This is a genomic window from Mitsuaria sp. WAJ17 (assembly GCF_014174515.1).
GTDB lineage: Bacteria > Pseudomonadota > Gammaproteobacteria > Burkholderiales > Burkholderiaceae_C > Roseateles_B.
The window spans coordinates 39,560-52,797 of record NZ_JACJUG010000012.1; the positions used below are offsets into that span (position 1 = coordinate 39,560).

Genomic DNA, 13,238 nt, shown 5'->3' on the forward strand with positions numbered 1-13,238 from the left:
GAGTCCTGATCCATGGCTGACATCAAGAACTACACCCTCAACTTCGGTCCCCAACACCCGGCCGCGCACGGCGTGCTGCGCCTGGTGCTGGAACTCGACGGTGAAGTGATCCAGCGCGCCGACCCGCACATCGGCCTGCTTCACCGCGCCACCGAGAAGCTGGCCGAGAGCAAGACCTACATCCAGTCTCTGCCCTACATGGACCGCCTCGACTACGTGTCGATGATGGCCAATGAGCACGCCTACTGCCTGGCCATCGAGAAGATGCTGGGGCTGGAGGTGCCGGAGCGCGCGCAATACATCCGCGTGATGTTCGCCGAGCTGACCCGTATCCTGAATCACCTGCTCTGGCTGGGCTGCCACGGCCTGGACTGCGGTGCGATGAACATCCTCATCTACTGCTTTCGCGAGCGTGAGGACATCTTCGACATGTACGAGGCTGTGTCGGGCGCGCGCATGCATGCGGCCTATTTCCGTCCGGGTGGCGTCTACCGCGACCTGCCGGACACCATGCCGCAGTACAAGGTCAGCAAGATCAAGAACGCCAAGACGATCGCCGAGCTGAACAAGAATCGCCAGGGTTCGCTGCTCGACTTCATCGAGGACTTCTGCAAGCGCTTCCCCAAGAACGTTGACGACTACGAGACCCTGCTGACCGACAACCGAATCTGGAAGCAGCGCACCGTGGGCATCGGCGTCGTGACGCCCGAGCGTGCCCTGAACATGGGCTTCACCGGCGCCATGCTGCGCGGCTCCGGCATCCCCTGGGACCTGCGCAAGAGCCAGCCCTACGATGTCTACGCCAAGATGGACTTCGACATCCCCGTGGGCACCAACGGCGACACCTACGACCGCTACGTGGTGCGCGTCGAGGAAATGCGCCAGTCCTGCCGCATCGTCGAGCAGTGCGTGAAGTGGCTGCGCGCCAACCCCGGCCCCGTCATCACCGATAACCACAAGGTGGCGCCGCCGGCCCGTGTGGACATGAAGTCCAACATGGAAGAGCTGATCCACCACTTCAAGCTCTTCACCGAAGGCTTCCGCGTACCCGAGGGTGAGGCCTATGCGGCCGTCGAGCACCCCAAGGGCGAGTTCGGCATCTACATCGTCAGCGATGGCGCCAACAAGCCCTATCGCCTGAAGATCCGCGCCCCGGGCTTCGCCCATCTGGCCGGCCTGGACGAAATGTCCCGCGGCCACATGATTGCCGACGCCGTCGCCGTGATCGGCACCATGGACATCGTTTTCGGTGAGATTGACCGATGAGCAGCACTCCCTACCAGCTCAGCGACGCCACCCGCGCTCGCTTCGACCGCGAGGTCGCCAAGTACCCGGCCGAGCAGCGCCAATCCGCCGTGATGGCCTGCCTGTCCATCGTGCAGCAGGAGCAGGGCCATGTGTCCCGCGAGAGCGAGGACGCCATCGCCGCCTACCTGGGCATGCCCGCCATCGCGGTGTATGAGGTCACGACCTTCTACAACATGTACAACCAGCGCCCGGTCGGCAAGTTCAAGCTGAACGTGTGCACCAACCTGCCTTGCCAGCTGCGCAATGGCCAGCAGGCGCTGGACCATCTGCTGACCAAGCTGAGCGTGGAAGAGGGCGGCACCACCGCTGACGGCGTCTTCACGGTGCAGAAGTGCGAGTGCCTGGGCGCCTGCGCCGACGCGCCGGTCATGCTGGTGAACGACCGCCAGATGTGCAGCTTCATGAGCCATGAGCGCCTCGACGAGCTCGTCGATACGCTGAAGGCCCACGCCAAGAACTGAGGGCAAGCATGCTGGATCTCTCCAAGTTTCAAAGCAAGGGCGTCGAGACCTGCTTCCATGGCCGCCACCTCGGCCCGCAGATCTACGCCGACCTGAACGGCAGCAACTGGTCGATCAAGGACTACGAAGCCCGTGGCGGCTATGCAGCGCTGCGCAAGATCCTGGGCAAGGACGGCGGTGAAGGTCTGACGCCTGACCAGGTCATCGCCGAGGTCAAGACCTCCGGCCTGCGCGGCCGTGGTGGCGCCGGATTCCCGACCGGCCTGAAGTGGAGCTTCATGCCCCGCCAGTTCCCCGGCCAGAAGTACCTCGTCTGCAACTCCGACGAAGGCGAGCCGGGCACCTGCAAGGACCGCGACATCCTCATGTACAACCCGCATATCGTCATCGAAGGGATGGCGATCGCGGCGTATGCCATGGGCATCAAGGTCGGCTACAACTACATCCACGGCGAGATCTTCGAGGTCTACGAGCGTTTCGAGGCGGCCCTGGAAGAGGCCCGTGCGGCCGGCCTGCTGGGTGACAACATCCTGGGTTCGAGCTTCTCCTTCCAGCTGCACGCCCATCATGGCTTCGGCGCCTACATCTGCGGCGAAGAGACCGCGCTGCTGGAGTCGCTGGAAGGCAAGAAGGGCCAGCCGCGCTTCAAGCCGCCGTTCCCGGCGAGCTTCGGCCTGTACGGCAAGCCCACGACCATCAACAATACCGAAACGTTCGCGGCGGTGCCCTGGATCATCCGCAACGGTGGCCAGCCCTACCTCGAAATCGGCAAGCCCAACAATGGCGGCACCAAGATCTTCTCGGTCTCGGGTGACGTCAACAAGCCCGGCAACTACGAGATTCCGCTGGGCACGCCCTTCGAGAAGCTGCTCGAGCTGGCCGGCGGCGTGCGCACCGGCCGCAAGCTCAAGGCCGTGATCCCGGGCGGTTCGTCCGCCCCGGTGCTGCCGGCCGAGGTGATGATGCAGTGCACGATGGACTATGACTCCATCGCCAAGGCCGGCTCCATGCTGGGCTCGGGCGCTGTCATCGTGATGGACGACTCGCGCGACATGGTCACCAGCCTGCTGCGCCTGTCCTACTTCTACGCCCACGAGTCCTGCGGCCAGTGCACGCCCTGCCGCGAAGGCACGGGCTGGATGCACCGCGTGATCGAGCGCATCGCCCACGGCCAGGGGCGCTTGGAAGACGTCGACCTGCTGAACTCGGTCGCTGACAACATCCAGGGCCGCACCATCTGCGCTCTGGGCGACGCGGCCGCCATGCCGGTGCGCGCCATGATCAAGCACTTCAAGCACGAGTTCGTGCAGAAGATCGAACAGGCTCAACAGGCCCGCGCCAAAGCGGCCTGAACGCCAGGACACGAACCATGGTTGAAATCGAACTCGACGGCAAGAAGGTAGAGGTCCAGGAAGGCAGCATGGTCATGCATGCTGCTGAAAAGGCCGGTACCTACATCCCGCATTTCTGCTACCACAAGAAGCTCTCCATCGCGGCCAACTGCCGCATGTGCCTCGTGGACGTGGAAAAGGCCCCCAAGCCCATGCCTGCCTGCGCGACCCCGGTCACGCAAGGCATGATCGTCCGCACCAAGAGCGAGAAAGCCATCAAGGCCCAACAGGGCGTGATGGAGTTCCTGCTGATCAACCACCCGCTGGATTGCCCCATCTGCGACCAGGGCGGTGAGTGCCAGCTGCAGGATCTGGCCGTCGGCTACGGCGGCTCCAAGAGCCGCTACACCGAAGAGAAGCGCGTGGTCTTCCACAAGAACGTGGGCCCGCTGGTCTCGATGGAAGAGATGAGCCGGTGCATCCATTGCACCCGCTGCGTGCGCTTCGGCCAGGAAATCGCCGGCAAGATGGAACTGGGCATGGCCCACCGCGGCGAGCACAGCGAGATCCAGACCTTTGTGGGCCGCACGGTCGATTCCGAGCTCTCGGGCAACATGATCGACATCTGCCCGGTCGGCGCGCTGACCAGCAAGCCCTTCCGCTACAGCGCCCGCACCTGGGAGCTGTCGCGCCGCAAGAGCGTGTCGCCGCATGACTCCACCGGCGCCAACCTGATCGTCCAGGTCAAGAACAACCAGGTCATGCGCGTCGTGCCCCTGGAGAACGAAGACGTCAACGAGTGCTGGATCGCCGACCGCGACCGTTTCTCCTACGAGGCCCTGAACAGCGAGCAGCGCCTGACCCAGCCCATGATCAAGCAGGGCGGCCAATGGAAGGCCGTCGACTGGACCGTGGCCCTGGAGTACGTGGCCAACGGCCTGAAGTCCATCAAGGACACGCACGGCGCTGCCAGCATCGCGGCCCTGGGCTCGGCCCACAGCACGGTGGAAGAACTCTTCCTTCTGGGCCAGCTGGTGCGCGGCCTGGGCAGCCAGAGCATCGATCACCGCGTGCGCCACGCCGCCTTTGACAACGGTGCTGGCGAAGGCCAGGCCCGTTGGCTGGGCAGCTCGATTGCCGCGCTGACCTCGCTGGACCGCGCCTTCGTGATCGGCTCCTTCCTGCGCAAGGACCACCCGCTGTTCGCGCAGCGCCTGCGCCAGGCCGCCCGCCACGGCGCCCAGGTCTCGTCCCTGCATGGCTCGGCTGACGACTGGCTGCTGCCCGTCGCGAACCGCATCACGGCCGCCCCGTCGGCCTGGGTCCAGGAGCTGGCCAATGTGGCCGCCGCCATCGCCGCTGCCAAGGGTGTGAGCGCCCCGGCCGCCGGCAGCGCCACCGCCGAAGCGCAAGCCATCGCCAGCAGCCTGCTGGGTGGCACGCGCAAGGCCGTGCTGCTGGGCAATGCGGCCGCCGAGCATCCGCAGGCCGCCAGCCTGCTGAGCCTGGCCAACTGGATCGCCCATGAGACCGGCGCCACCGTCGGCTACCTGAGCGCCGCCGCCAACACGGTGGGCGCCCAGCTGGTCCGCGCGGTGCCGGGGCAGGGCGGTGCCAACGCGGGTGAGCTGCTCTCAAGCAAGCCCGCCAAGGCCCTGATCCTGCTGAACGTCGATCCGGCCCTGGACACCGCCAACCCCGCCGCAGCCGTGAAGGCCGTCAACGCCGCCGAGATGGTCGTCGTGATGAGCCCCTTCAAGTCCGGCATGGACTACGCCGACGTGCTGCTGCCCACGGCTCCCTTCACCGAGACCTCGGGCTCCTTCGTCAACGCCGAGGGTCGCCTGCAGAGCTTCGTGGGCGTGGCCAAGGCCTTGGGCGAGACCCGCCCGGGCTGGAAGATCCTGCGCGTGCTGGGCAGCCTGCTGGGCCTCTCCGGCTTCGGCCAGGAAAGCTCCGAGCAGGTGCGCAACGAGGCCCTGGGCGTCGATGCCGACCTGAGCAGCCGCCTGAACAACGCCTCGACCGCCACCGTGCAGTTCGGTACCGCCGCCACCGTGGAACGCCTGGCCGATGTGCCCATCTACGCGACCGACGCCCTGGTGCGCCATGCCACCTCGCTGCAGCTGACCACCGACGCCAAGAACGCCGCCGTGGCCCATGTGAGCCAGGCCCTGTGGACCCAACTGGGTCTGGGGGAGGGCGCCGAGGTGCAAGTGAGCCAGGACGGCGCCGGCTCGGCCCGCCTGAAGGCTCGCCTGGATGCCACGCTGCCCGCCCATGTGGTGCGCGTGCCTGCCGGCCTGCCCGAAACCGCCGCCCTGGGTGCCGCATTCGGCAGCCTGACGATTGCCAAGGTGTGACGCGATGATCGAAAGCCTCTACCAATCCGGCGCCTCCCTGCTGGGCGCACTCTGGCCTGTGGTCTGGAGCCTGCTCAAGATCATTGCGGTTGTCGCGCCGCTGATGGTCTGCGTGGCCTACCTGACCCTGTGGGAACGCAAGGCCATCGGCTGGTCCCAGATCCGTCCGGGCCCCAACCGCGTGGGCCCCTACGGCCTGCTGACCCCCATCGCCGACGCGGTGAAGCTGATCTTCAAGGAGATCATCCTCCCCAGCGCCGCCAACCGCGGGCTCTTCTTCCTGGGCCCCATCATGACCATCATGCCGGCCCTGGCCGCCTGGGCCGTGGTGCCCTTCGGTCCGGACGCGGCGGTAGCGAACGTCAACGCCGGTCTGCTGTTCCTGATGGCCATCACCTCGCTCGAGGTGTACGGCGTGATCATCGCCGGCTGGGCCTCCAACTCGAAGTACGCCTTCCTGGGCGCGCTGCGGGCCTCGGCGCAGATGGTGTCCTATGAAATCGCCATGGGCTTCGCGCTCGTGGTGGTGCTGATGGTCACCGGCAGCATGAACATGACGGACATCGTCACCGCGCAGGAGAAGGGCACCTTCGCCTCGATGGGCGTGAACTTCCTGTCCTGGAACTGGCTGCCCCTGCTGCCCATCTTCGTCGTGTACTTCATCTCGGGCCTGGCCGAGACCAACCGCCACCCCTTCGACGTGGTGGAAGGTGAATCGGAAATCGTGGCCGGCCACATGATCGAGTACTCGGGCATGTCCTTCGCGATGTTCTTCCTGGCCGAGTACGCCAACATGATCCTGGTCTCGGCCCTGGCCGTCGTCATGTTCCTGGGCGGCTGGAGTGCACCGATCTCCTTTGGCCTGCTGGGCATGGAGACGCCCCAGTTCATCCAGAACAGCATGGCCTTCTGGAACTGGTTCTGGCTGTTCGCCAAGACCTTCTTCGTTGTCACGATGTTCCTGTGGGTGCGCGCCACCTTCCCACGCTTCCGCTATGACCAGATCATGCGTCTGGGCTGGAAGATCTTCATTCCCGTGACCTTGATCTGGCTGGTCGTCGTCGGCCTGTGGATCCAGTCGCCGCTGAACATCTGGAAGTAAGCCGCCATGGTCAAACACTTCATCAAGAGCTTCATGCTCACCGAGCTGCTCAAGGGCATGGCCCTGACTGGTCGGCATTTCCTCTCGCGCAACATCACCGTCCAGTTCCCGGAAGAGAAGACCCCGCTGTCGCCCCGCTTCCGTGGCCTGCACGCGCTGCGCCGCTACGAGAACGGTGAAGAGCGCTGCATCGCCTGCAAGCTCTGCGAGGCCGTGTGCCCGGCGATGGCCATCACCATCGAGTCCGACGTGCGTGAAGACGGCAGCCGCCGCACCACGCGCTACGACATCGACCTGACCAAGTGCATCTTCTGCGGCTTCTGCGAGGAAAGCTGCCCCGTGGACTCCATCGTCGAGACGGACATCTTCGAGTACCACGGCGAGAAGCGCGGCGACCTGTACTTCACCAAGGACATGCTGCTGGCCGTGGGTGACCGCTACGAGAAGCAGATCGCAGCCAACAAGGAGGCAGACGCAAAATTCCGTTGACCCCTCGCCCAGGGCGGAACGCCCTGGTCGGTCCCCCGAGGGGACGCCGAAGGCCGACGGCCTTCAGCCATCGACCTCCGCCACGCGGCCGTCCTTGGGGCGGCCCGGCGGACGGCCAGAACGGCAATACCTCGGGTCAACGAATTTGTGAGAACACCATGGACATCACCACCGCACTGTTCTACCTCTTCTCAGCCGTGCTGCTGGGTTCAGCCTTCCGTGTGATCACGGCCAAGAGCACCGTGCATTCGGCGCTCTTCCTGATCCTGGCCTTCTTCAATGCCTCCTGCATCTGGATGCTGCTGAAGGCCGAGTTTCTGGCGATCACGCTGGTGCTGGTCTACATCGGCGCCGTGATGGTGCTGTTCCTGTTCGTCGTGATGATGCTGGACATCAACTCCGACCAGGTCCGCCAAGGCTTCTGGAAGCACATGCCCCTGGCCCTGCTGGTGGGCGCGCTGATCGCCCTGGAAATGGCCGCTGTGCTGATGCCGGGCTTCAACCTGCGTGCCGTCCCCGAGTTGAGCGCCGAAGCCGCGAAGCTGGGCAACACGAAGATGCTGGGCATCCAGATCTACACCAACTACCTGTACCCGCTGCAGATCGCCGCCGTGCTGCTGCTGGTGGCCATCATTGCCGCCATCGCGCTGACGCTGCGCCGCCGCAAGGACAGCCGTGCCCAGGATCCGTCCGAGCAGGTGAAGGTCCAGAAGGCCGACCGCCTGCGCATCGTGAAGGTGCAGGCCACGGTCGAAGCCCCGTCCGCAGCAAGCGCCGCTGAAGCCGCGGCCGACAACAAGGGAGCCGCATGATGGCAGCGCTGACTCTGGGCCATTTCCTGACGTTGGGCGCGATCCTGTTCGCGCTGTCGGTGATCGGCATCTTCCTGAATCGCAAGAACCTGATCGTGCTGCTGATGGCCATCGAGCTGATGCTGCTGGCAGTCAACCTGAACTTCGTGGCCTTCTCCCACTACCTGGGTGACATGGCCGGCCAGGTCTTCGTGTTCTTCATCCTGACCGTGGCGGCCGCCGAGTCCGCCATCGGCCTGGCCATCCTCGTCGTGCTGTTCCGCAACCGCGCCAGCATCAATGTGGAAGAACTCGACGCCCTGCAAGGCTGATCGGACACAAGGCACGGGATAACAAGATGTCTGCACAACTCTCTCAGAACATGCTGCTGGCGGTGCCCATGGCGCCCCTGGTCGGAGCCATCGTGGCCGGCCTGTTCGGCAAGCAAGTGGGCCGCAAGGGCGCGCACACGATCACCATCCTCGGGGTGGCGATCGCCCTGGCGATCTCGGTGATGACGCTGTTCAGCGTGCTGGATGGCGCGCGCTTCAACCAGACCATCTACGAATGGATGGTGCTGGGCGGCCTCAAGATGGAAGTCGGCTTCCTGGTTGACGGCCTCACGGCCATGATGATGGTGGTGGTGACCTTCGTGTCGCTGATGGTGCACATCTACACCATCGGCTACATGGAAGAGGACCCCGGCTACCAGCGCTTCTTCGCCTACATCTCGCTGTTCACCTTCTCCATGCTGATGCTCGTCATGAGCAACAACATGCTGCAGCTGTTCTTCGGCTGGGAAGCGGTGGGCCTGGTGTCCTACCTGCTGATCGGCTTCTGGTACACCAAGCCGACGGCCATCTTCGCCAACATGAAGGCCTTCCTGGTGAACCGGGTCGGTGACTTCGGCTTCATCCTGGGCATCGGCCTGCTGGTGGCCTACGGCGGCTCGCTGAACTACACCGAGACCTTTGCCAAGGCCAATGAGCTGGCGCAGATCAAGTTCCCGGCCCCGCTGTGGGGCAGCGACTGGATGATGCTGACCGTGGCCTGCATCTGCCTGTTCATCGGTGCGATGGGCAAGTCGGCGCAGTTCCCGCTGCACGTGTGGCTGCCGGACTCGATGGAAGGCCCGACCCCCATCTCCGCGCTGATCCACGCCGCCACCATGGTGACGGCAGGCATCTTCATGGTCTCGCGCATGAGCCCGCTGTTCGAGCTCTCGGACACCGCGCTGAACTTCATCCTGGTGATCGGTGCCATCACGGCGCTGTTCATGGGCTTCCTGGGCATCATCCAGAACGACATCAAGCGCGTCGTGGCCTACTCCACGCTCTCGCAGCTGGGCTACATGACGGTCGCCCTGGGCGCCTCGGCCTACTCGGTCGCGGTGTTCCACCTGATGACGCACGCCTTCTTCAAGGCCCTGCTGTTCCTCGGTGCCGGCTCGGTGATCATCGGCATGCACCATGACCAGGACATCCGCAACATGGGCGGCCTGCGCAAGTACATGCCCATCACCTGGATCACCTCGCTGCTGGGCTCGCTGGCCCTGATCGGCACGCCCTTCTTCTCGGGCTTCTACTCCAAGGACTCGATCATCGAGGCCGTGCACGCCAGCCACCTGCCGGCGGCGCACTTCGCCTACGCCGCGGTGATCATCGGCGTCTTCGTGACGGCCTTCTACAGCTTCCGGATGTACTTCCTGGTCTTCCACGGCAAGGAAAACTTCCATCACAAGCCCTTCCCGGGCGAGCACGACCACCACGACGACCACGGCGAGCACCACGAGCCGCACGAGTCGCCCTGGGTCGTGACCGCACCGCTGGTGCTGCTGGCCATCCCCTCGGTGCTGATCGGCTTCTACACGATCGAGCCCATGCTCTTCGGCGACTTCTTCAAGGACGCCATCTTCATCAACCACGACGTGCATCACGCCCTGGGTGAGCTGAAGGAAGAGTTCCACGGTGCCGTGGCCATGGCCACGCACGGCGTGACGACGCTGCCGTTCTGGCTGGCCCTGGGCGGCGTGCTGACGGCCTATGTGTTCTACATGGTCGCTCCGCAGATCCCCGCTGCGATCGCCCGCGTGGCAGCGCCGCTGATCAAGGTGCTCGAGAACAAGTACTACATGGACTGGATCAACGAGAACATCCTCGCTGCTGCAGCGCGCGCCATTGGCGTGGGCCTGTGGAAGGGTGGGGATGCCGGTCTGATCGATGGCGTGATCATCAACGGCTCGGCCAAGACCGTGGGCGGCATTGCCGGCCTGGTCCGTCGCGTCCAGACGGGTCACCTGTACTGGTACGCCCTGGTGATGATCCTGGGTGTCATCGGCCTGATGACCTGGAAGCTGTGGCCCTTCATCGCGCCGCAGTTCAAGGCCCTGACCGGTCTCTGAGCACGGAGACGGAGAAAAAGAATGTTGCTGAGTCTTTCCATCTGGCTGCCCATCGTCAGCGGTCTCATCCTGCTGGCCCTGGGTCGCGACGACCAGGCCAAGACCGTGCGCTGGCTGGCCCTGGTGGCCGCCATCGCGAGCTTTGCCGTCACCCTCCCGCTCATCACCGGCTTCAAGGTCGATACGGCTGCCATGCAGTTCGTGGAGAACTTCTACTGGATCGAGCGCTTCAACATCCACTACCACCTCGGTGTGGATGGCATCTCCATGTGGTTCGTGCCCCTCACGGCCTTCATCACCATCATCGTGGTGCTGGCTGCCTGGGAGGTGATCGAGAGCCGCGTCAACCAGTACATGGGCGCCTTCCTGGTGCTGTCCGGCCTGATGGTCGGCGTGTTCTCGGCGCTGGACGGCATGCTGTTCTACGTGTTCTTCGAGGCGACCCTGATCCCGATGTACATCATCATCGGCGTCTGGGGCGGCCCGCGTCGCGTGTATGCCGCCTTCAAGTTCTTCCTGTACACGCTGGCCGGCTCGCTGCTGATGCTGATCGCGCTGCTGTACCTGTACCTGAAGAGCGGTGGCAGCTTCGACATCCAGACCTGGCACAAGCTGCCGCTGCCGCTGGACGCACAGACCCTGCTGTTCTTCGCCTTCTTCGCCGCCTTCTCGGTGAAGGTGCCGATGTGGCCGGTGCACACCTGGCTGCCGGACGCCCACGTGGAAGCGCCCACGGGCGGTTCCGTGGTGCTGGCCGCCATCATGCTGAAGCTGGGTGCCTACGGTTTCCTGCGCTTCTCCATGCCCATCGCGCCGGATGCAGCGCATGAGTACGCCTGGTTCATCATCGCGCTGTCCCTGATCGCCGTGGTCTACATCGGCCTCGTGGCCCTGGTTCAGAATGACATGAAGAAGCTGGTGGCCTACTCGTCCATCGCGCACATGGGCTTCGTGACCCTGGGCTTCTTCATCTTCAACGAGCTGGGCGTCTCCGGCGCCCTGGTGCAGATGATCTCGCACGGCTTCGTGTCGGGGGCGATGTTCCTGTCCATCGGCGTGCTCTACGACCGCGTGCATTCGCGTGAGATCTCGGCCTACGGCGGCGTGGTCAACACCATGCCCAAGTTCGCCGCCTTCGCCCTGCTGTTCGCCATGGCCAACTGCGGCCTGCCGGCCACCGGCGGCTTCGTGGGCGAGTGGATGGTCATCCTGGGCACGGTGAAGTACAGCTTCTGGCTGGGTGCCATCGCCGCAACGGCCCTGGTCTTCGGTGCGGCCTACACGCTGTGGATGTACAAGCGCGTCTACTTCGGGGCCGTCACCAACGACAACGTGCGTGGCCTGACTGACATCAACGGCCGTGAATTCCTGATGCTGGCCGTGCTGGCCGTGGCGGTGCTGTGGATGGGCGTCTATCCCAAGCCCTTCACCGACGTGATGCATGCCTCGGTCACCGAGTTGCTGAAGCATGTGGCCATGTCCAAGCTGCAATAAAGAGGGCCGCTGAAAAATGAATGACATGAACTGGAATGCGGTGACCCCGGAGATCCTGCTGCTGGGCCTGTCCTGCGTGGTGGCCCTGGTGGATCTCTTCGTCAAGGACGAGCGCCGCGCGCCCACCTACTGGCTGACCCAGCTGACGCTGGCCCTGGTGTCCCTGCTGCACTTCAACGCCTTCTACGGCGGCGCCGAAGTCTTCGCCATGCAGGGCATGGTGGTGGTGGACCCGCTGAGCCACCTGCTCTCGGCCGTGGCCGGCATCGCGGTGATGATCACCCTGGTCTATGCGCGGCCCTATGCGGCCCCGCGCGAGATGCTCAAGGGCGAGTTGTTCACGCTGAGCCTGCTGTCCTACCTGGGCGTGAGCATCATGGTCTCGGCCAACAACTTCCTGGTCGTGTACCTCGGCCTGGAGCTGATGAGCCTGTCCCTGTACGCCCTGGTGGCCCTGCGTCGTGACCATGCCGTCTCGACCGAGGCCGCGATGAAGTACTTCGTGCTGGGCGCCCTGGCCAGCGGCTTCCTGCTGTACGGCATGTCCATGATGTATGGCGCCACGGGTTCGCTGACGATCCCCACCGTGTACCAGGTGATCAGTAGCGGCGCGCCCAATCCTGGCGTGCTGGTCTTCGGCGTGGTCTTCGTCGTGGCTGGACTGGCCTTCAAGCTGGGGGCCGCCCCCTTCCACATGTGGGTGCCTGACGTCTACCAGGGCGCTCCCACGGCGGCCACGCTGCTGATCGGCGGCGCACCCAAGCTGGCAGCCTTTGGCATCACCATTCGCCTGCTGGTGGACGGTATGCAGGGTCTGGCCGTGGACTGGCAGCAGATGCTGCTGGTGCTGGCCGTGGTCTCCCTGGTCATCGGCAACCTGGCCGCCATCGCCCAGAGCAACCTCAAGCGCATGCTGGCCTACTCGACCATCGCGCAGATGGGCTTCATGCTGCTGGGCCTGGCCTCGGGCGTGGTCAACGGCAACACGCTGTCGGCCGCCAATGCGTACAGCTCGGCCTTGTTCTACGTGATCACCTATGTGCTGACCACGCTGGGTACCTTCGGCCTGATCATGCTGATGGCCCGCCAGGGGCATGAGGCCGAGCAGATCGTGGACTTCGCCGGCCTGGCCAAGCGCAGCCCCTGGTATGCGCTGGTGATGACCATCTTCATGTTCTCGCTGGCCGGCATCCCGCCGACGGCAGGCTTCTACGCCAAGCTGGCCGTGCTGCAGGCCATGGTCGCCACCAATGACCCGCTGTACATCAAGCTGGCCATCGGCGCGGTGGTGCTGTCGCTGATCGGCGCCTTCTACTACCTGCGCGTCATCAAGGTCATGTTCTTCGACGAGCCCTCCGAGCGCGGCGCCCTCAGCGCTCCGACGGATGCCCGTCTGGTCATGTCGCTCAACGGCGTGGCGGTGGTGCTCTTCGGCCTGATGCCGGACGGCCTGCTGACGATGTGCGCTGTCGCTGTCAAGACGCTGGCCAACTGATCA

The 13,238-nt window shown here is 64.6% G+C and carries 11 protein-coding genes; all 11 read left to right on the forward strand.

All coding sequences use genetic code 11. From position 1 onward, the window contains the following. The first annotated feature begins 12 nt into the window (after positions 1-12). Complete coding sequence (locus H5407_RS11570) at positions 13-1,266, forward strand: NADH-quinone oxidoreductase subunit D (RefSeq protein WP_183104603.1); 1,254 nt, start codon at positions 13-15, stop codon at positions 1,264-1,266. After that, positions 1,263-1,769: an NADH-quinone oxidoreductase subunit NuoE gene (nuoE, locus tag H5407_RS11575; protein ID WP_183104604.1), complete on the forward strand. Its 507-nt coding sequence runs from the start codon at positions 1,263-1,265 to the stop codon at positions 1,767-1,769. The genes H5407_RS11570 and nuoE overlap by 4 nt, the downstream gene beginning before the upstream one ends. Positions 1,770-1,777: 8 nt before the next feature. Next, positions 1,778-3,121: an NADH-quinone oxidoreductase subunit NuoF gene (nuoF, locus tag H5407_RS11580; protein WP_183104605.1), complete on the forward strand. Its 1,344-nt coding sequence runs from the start codon at positions 1,778-1,780 to the stop codon at positions 3,119-3,121. A 17-nt stretch (positions 3,122-3,138) separates the two neighbouring features. Beyond that, positions 3,139-5,463, forward strand: coding sequence for an NADH-quinone oxidoreductase subunit NuoG (gene nuoG, locus H5407_RS11585; protein WP_183104606.1), 2,325 nt, complete (start codon positions 3,139-3,141; stop codon positions 5,461-5,463). Between the two features lie 4 nt (positions 5,464-5,467). Beyond that, a complete protein-coding gene (gene nuoH / locus H5407_RS11590; RefSeq protein ID WP_183104607.1) occupies positions 5,468-6,565 on the forward strand; it encodes an NADH-quinone oxidoreductase subunit NuoH in 1,098 nt (365 codons plus the stop codon). 6 nt (positions 6,566-6,571) lie between these two features. Further along, positions 6,572-7,054, forward strand: a complete 483-nt coding sequence (gene nuoI / locus H5407_RS11595) for an NADH-quinone oxidoreductase subunit NuoI (RefSeq protein WP_183104608.1) — start codon at positions 6,572-6,574, stop codon at positions 7,052-7,054. Between the two features lie 158 nt (positions 7,055-7,212). After that, on the forward strand, positions 7,213-7,866 hold the full coding sequence (locus tag H5407_RS11600; protein ID WP_183104609.1) for an NADH-quinone oxidoreductase subunit J: 654 nt from the start codon (positions 7,213-7,215) through the stop codon (positions 7,864-7,866). Continuing rightward, entirely contained in the window at positions 7,866-8,177 is a 312-nt protein-coding gene (gene nuoK, locus H5407_RS11605; RefSeq protein WP_183104610.1) for an NADH-quinone oxidoreductase subunit NuoK, read from the forward strand. Before H5407_RS11600 ends, nuoK begins: the two co-directional genes overlap by 1 nt. A 26-nt stretch (positions 8,178-8,203) precedes the next feature. Beyond that, a complete protein-coding gene (nuoL, locus tag H5407_RS11610; RefSeq protein ID WP_183104611.1) occupies positions 8,204-10,246 on the forward strand; it encodes an NADH-quinone oxidoreductase subunit L in 2,043 nt (680 codons plus the stop codon). 21 nt (positions 10,247-10,267) lie between these two features. Then, positions 10,268-11,740 carry an NADH-quinone oxidoreductase subunit M gene (locus H5407_RS11615; protein ID WP_183104612.1) on the forward strand — a complete coding sequence of 491 codons (1,473 nt, stop codon included), beginning with the start codon at positions 10,268-10,270 and terminating at the stop codon, positions 11,738-11,740. 16 nt (positions 11,741-11,756) lie between these two features. Next, positions 11,757-13,235, forward strand: coding sequence for an NADH-quinone oxidoreductase subunit NuoN (nuoN, locus tag H5407_RS11620; protein WP_183104613.1), 1,479 nt, complete (start codon positions 11,757-11,759; stop codon positions 13,233-13,235). The last annotated feature ends 3 nt before the right edge of the window (positions 13,236-13,238 follow it).

What these genes read in the sequence shown, in the direction of transcription:
- H5407_RS11570 (WP_183104603.1), top strand. Translation starts at nt 13, where the DNA reads ATGGCTGACATCAAGAACTACACCCTCAACTTCGGTCCCCAACACCCG.
- nuoN (WP_183104613.1), top strand. Translation starts at nt 11,757, where the DNA reads ATGAATGACATGAACTGGAATGCGGTGACCCCGGAGATCCTGCTGCTG.
- H5407_RS11615 (WP_183104612.1), top strand. Translation starts at nt 10,268, where the DNA reads ATGTTGCTGAGTCTTTCCATCTGGCTGCCCATCGTCAGCGGTCTCATC.
- nuoH (WP_183104607.1), top strand. Translation starts at nt 5,468, where the DNA reads ATGATCGAAAGCCTCTACCAATCCGGCGCCTCCCTGCTGGGCGCACTC.
- nuoI (WP_183104608.1), top strand. Translation starts at nt 6,572, where the DNA reads ATGGTCAAACACTTCATCAAGAGCTTCATGCTCACCGAGCTGCTCAAG.
- nuoE (WP_183104604.1), top strand. Translation starts at nt 1,263, where the DNA reads ATGAGCAGCACTCCCTACCAGCTCAGCGACGCCACCCGCGCTCGCTTC.
- nuoL (WP_183104611.1), top strand. Translation starts at nt 8,204, where the DNA reads ATGTCTGCACAACTCTCTCAGAACATGCTGCTGGCGGTGCCCATGGCG.
- nuoG (WP_183104606.1), top strand. Translation starts at nt 3,139, where the DNA reads ATGGTTGAAATCGAACTCGACGGCAAGAAGGTAGAGGTCCAGGAAGGC.
- H5407_RS11600 (WP_183104609.1), top strand. Translation starts at nt 7,213, where the DNA reads ATGGACATCACCACCGCACTGTTCTACCTCTTCTCAGCCGTGCTGCTG.
- nuoF (WP_183104605.1), top strand. Translation starts at nt 1,778, where the DNA reads ATGCTGGATCTCTCCAAGTTTCAAAGCAAGGGCGTCGAGACCTGCTTC.
- nuoK (WP_183104610.1), top strand. Translation starts at nt 7,866, where the DNA reads ATGGCAGCGCTGACTCTGGGCCATTTCCTGACGTTGGGCGCGATCCTG.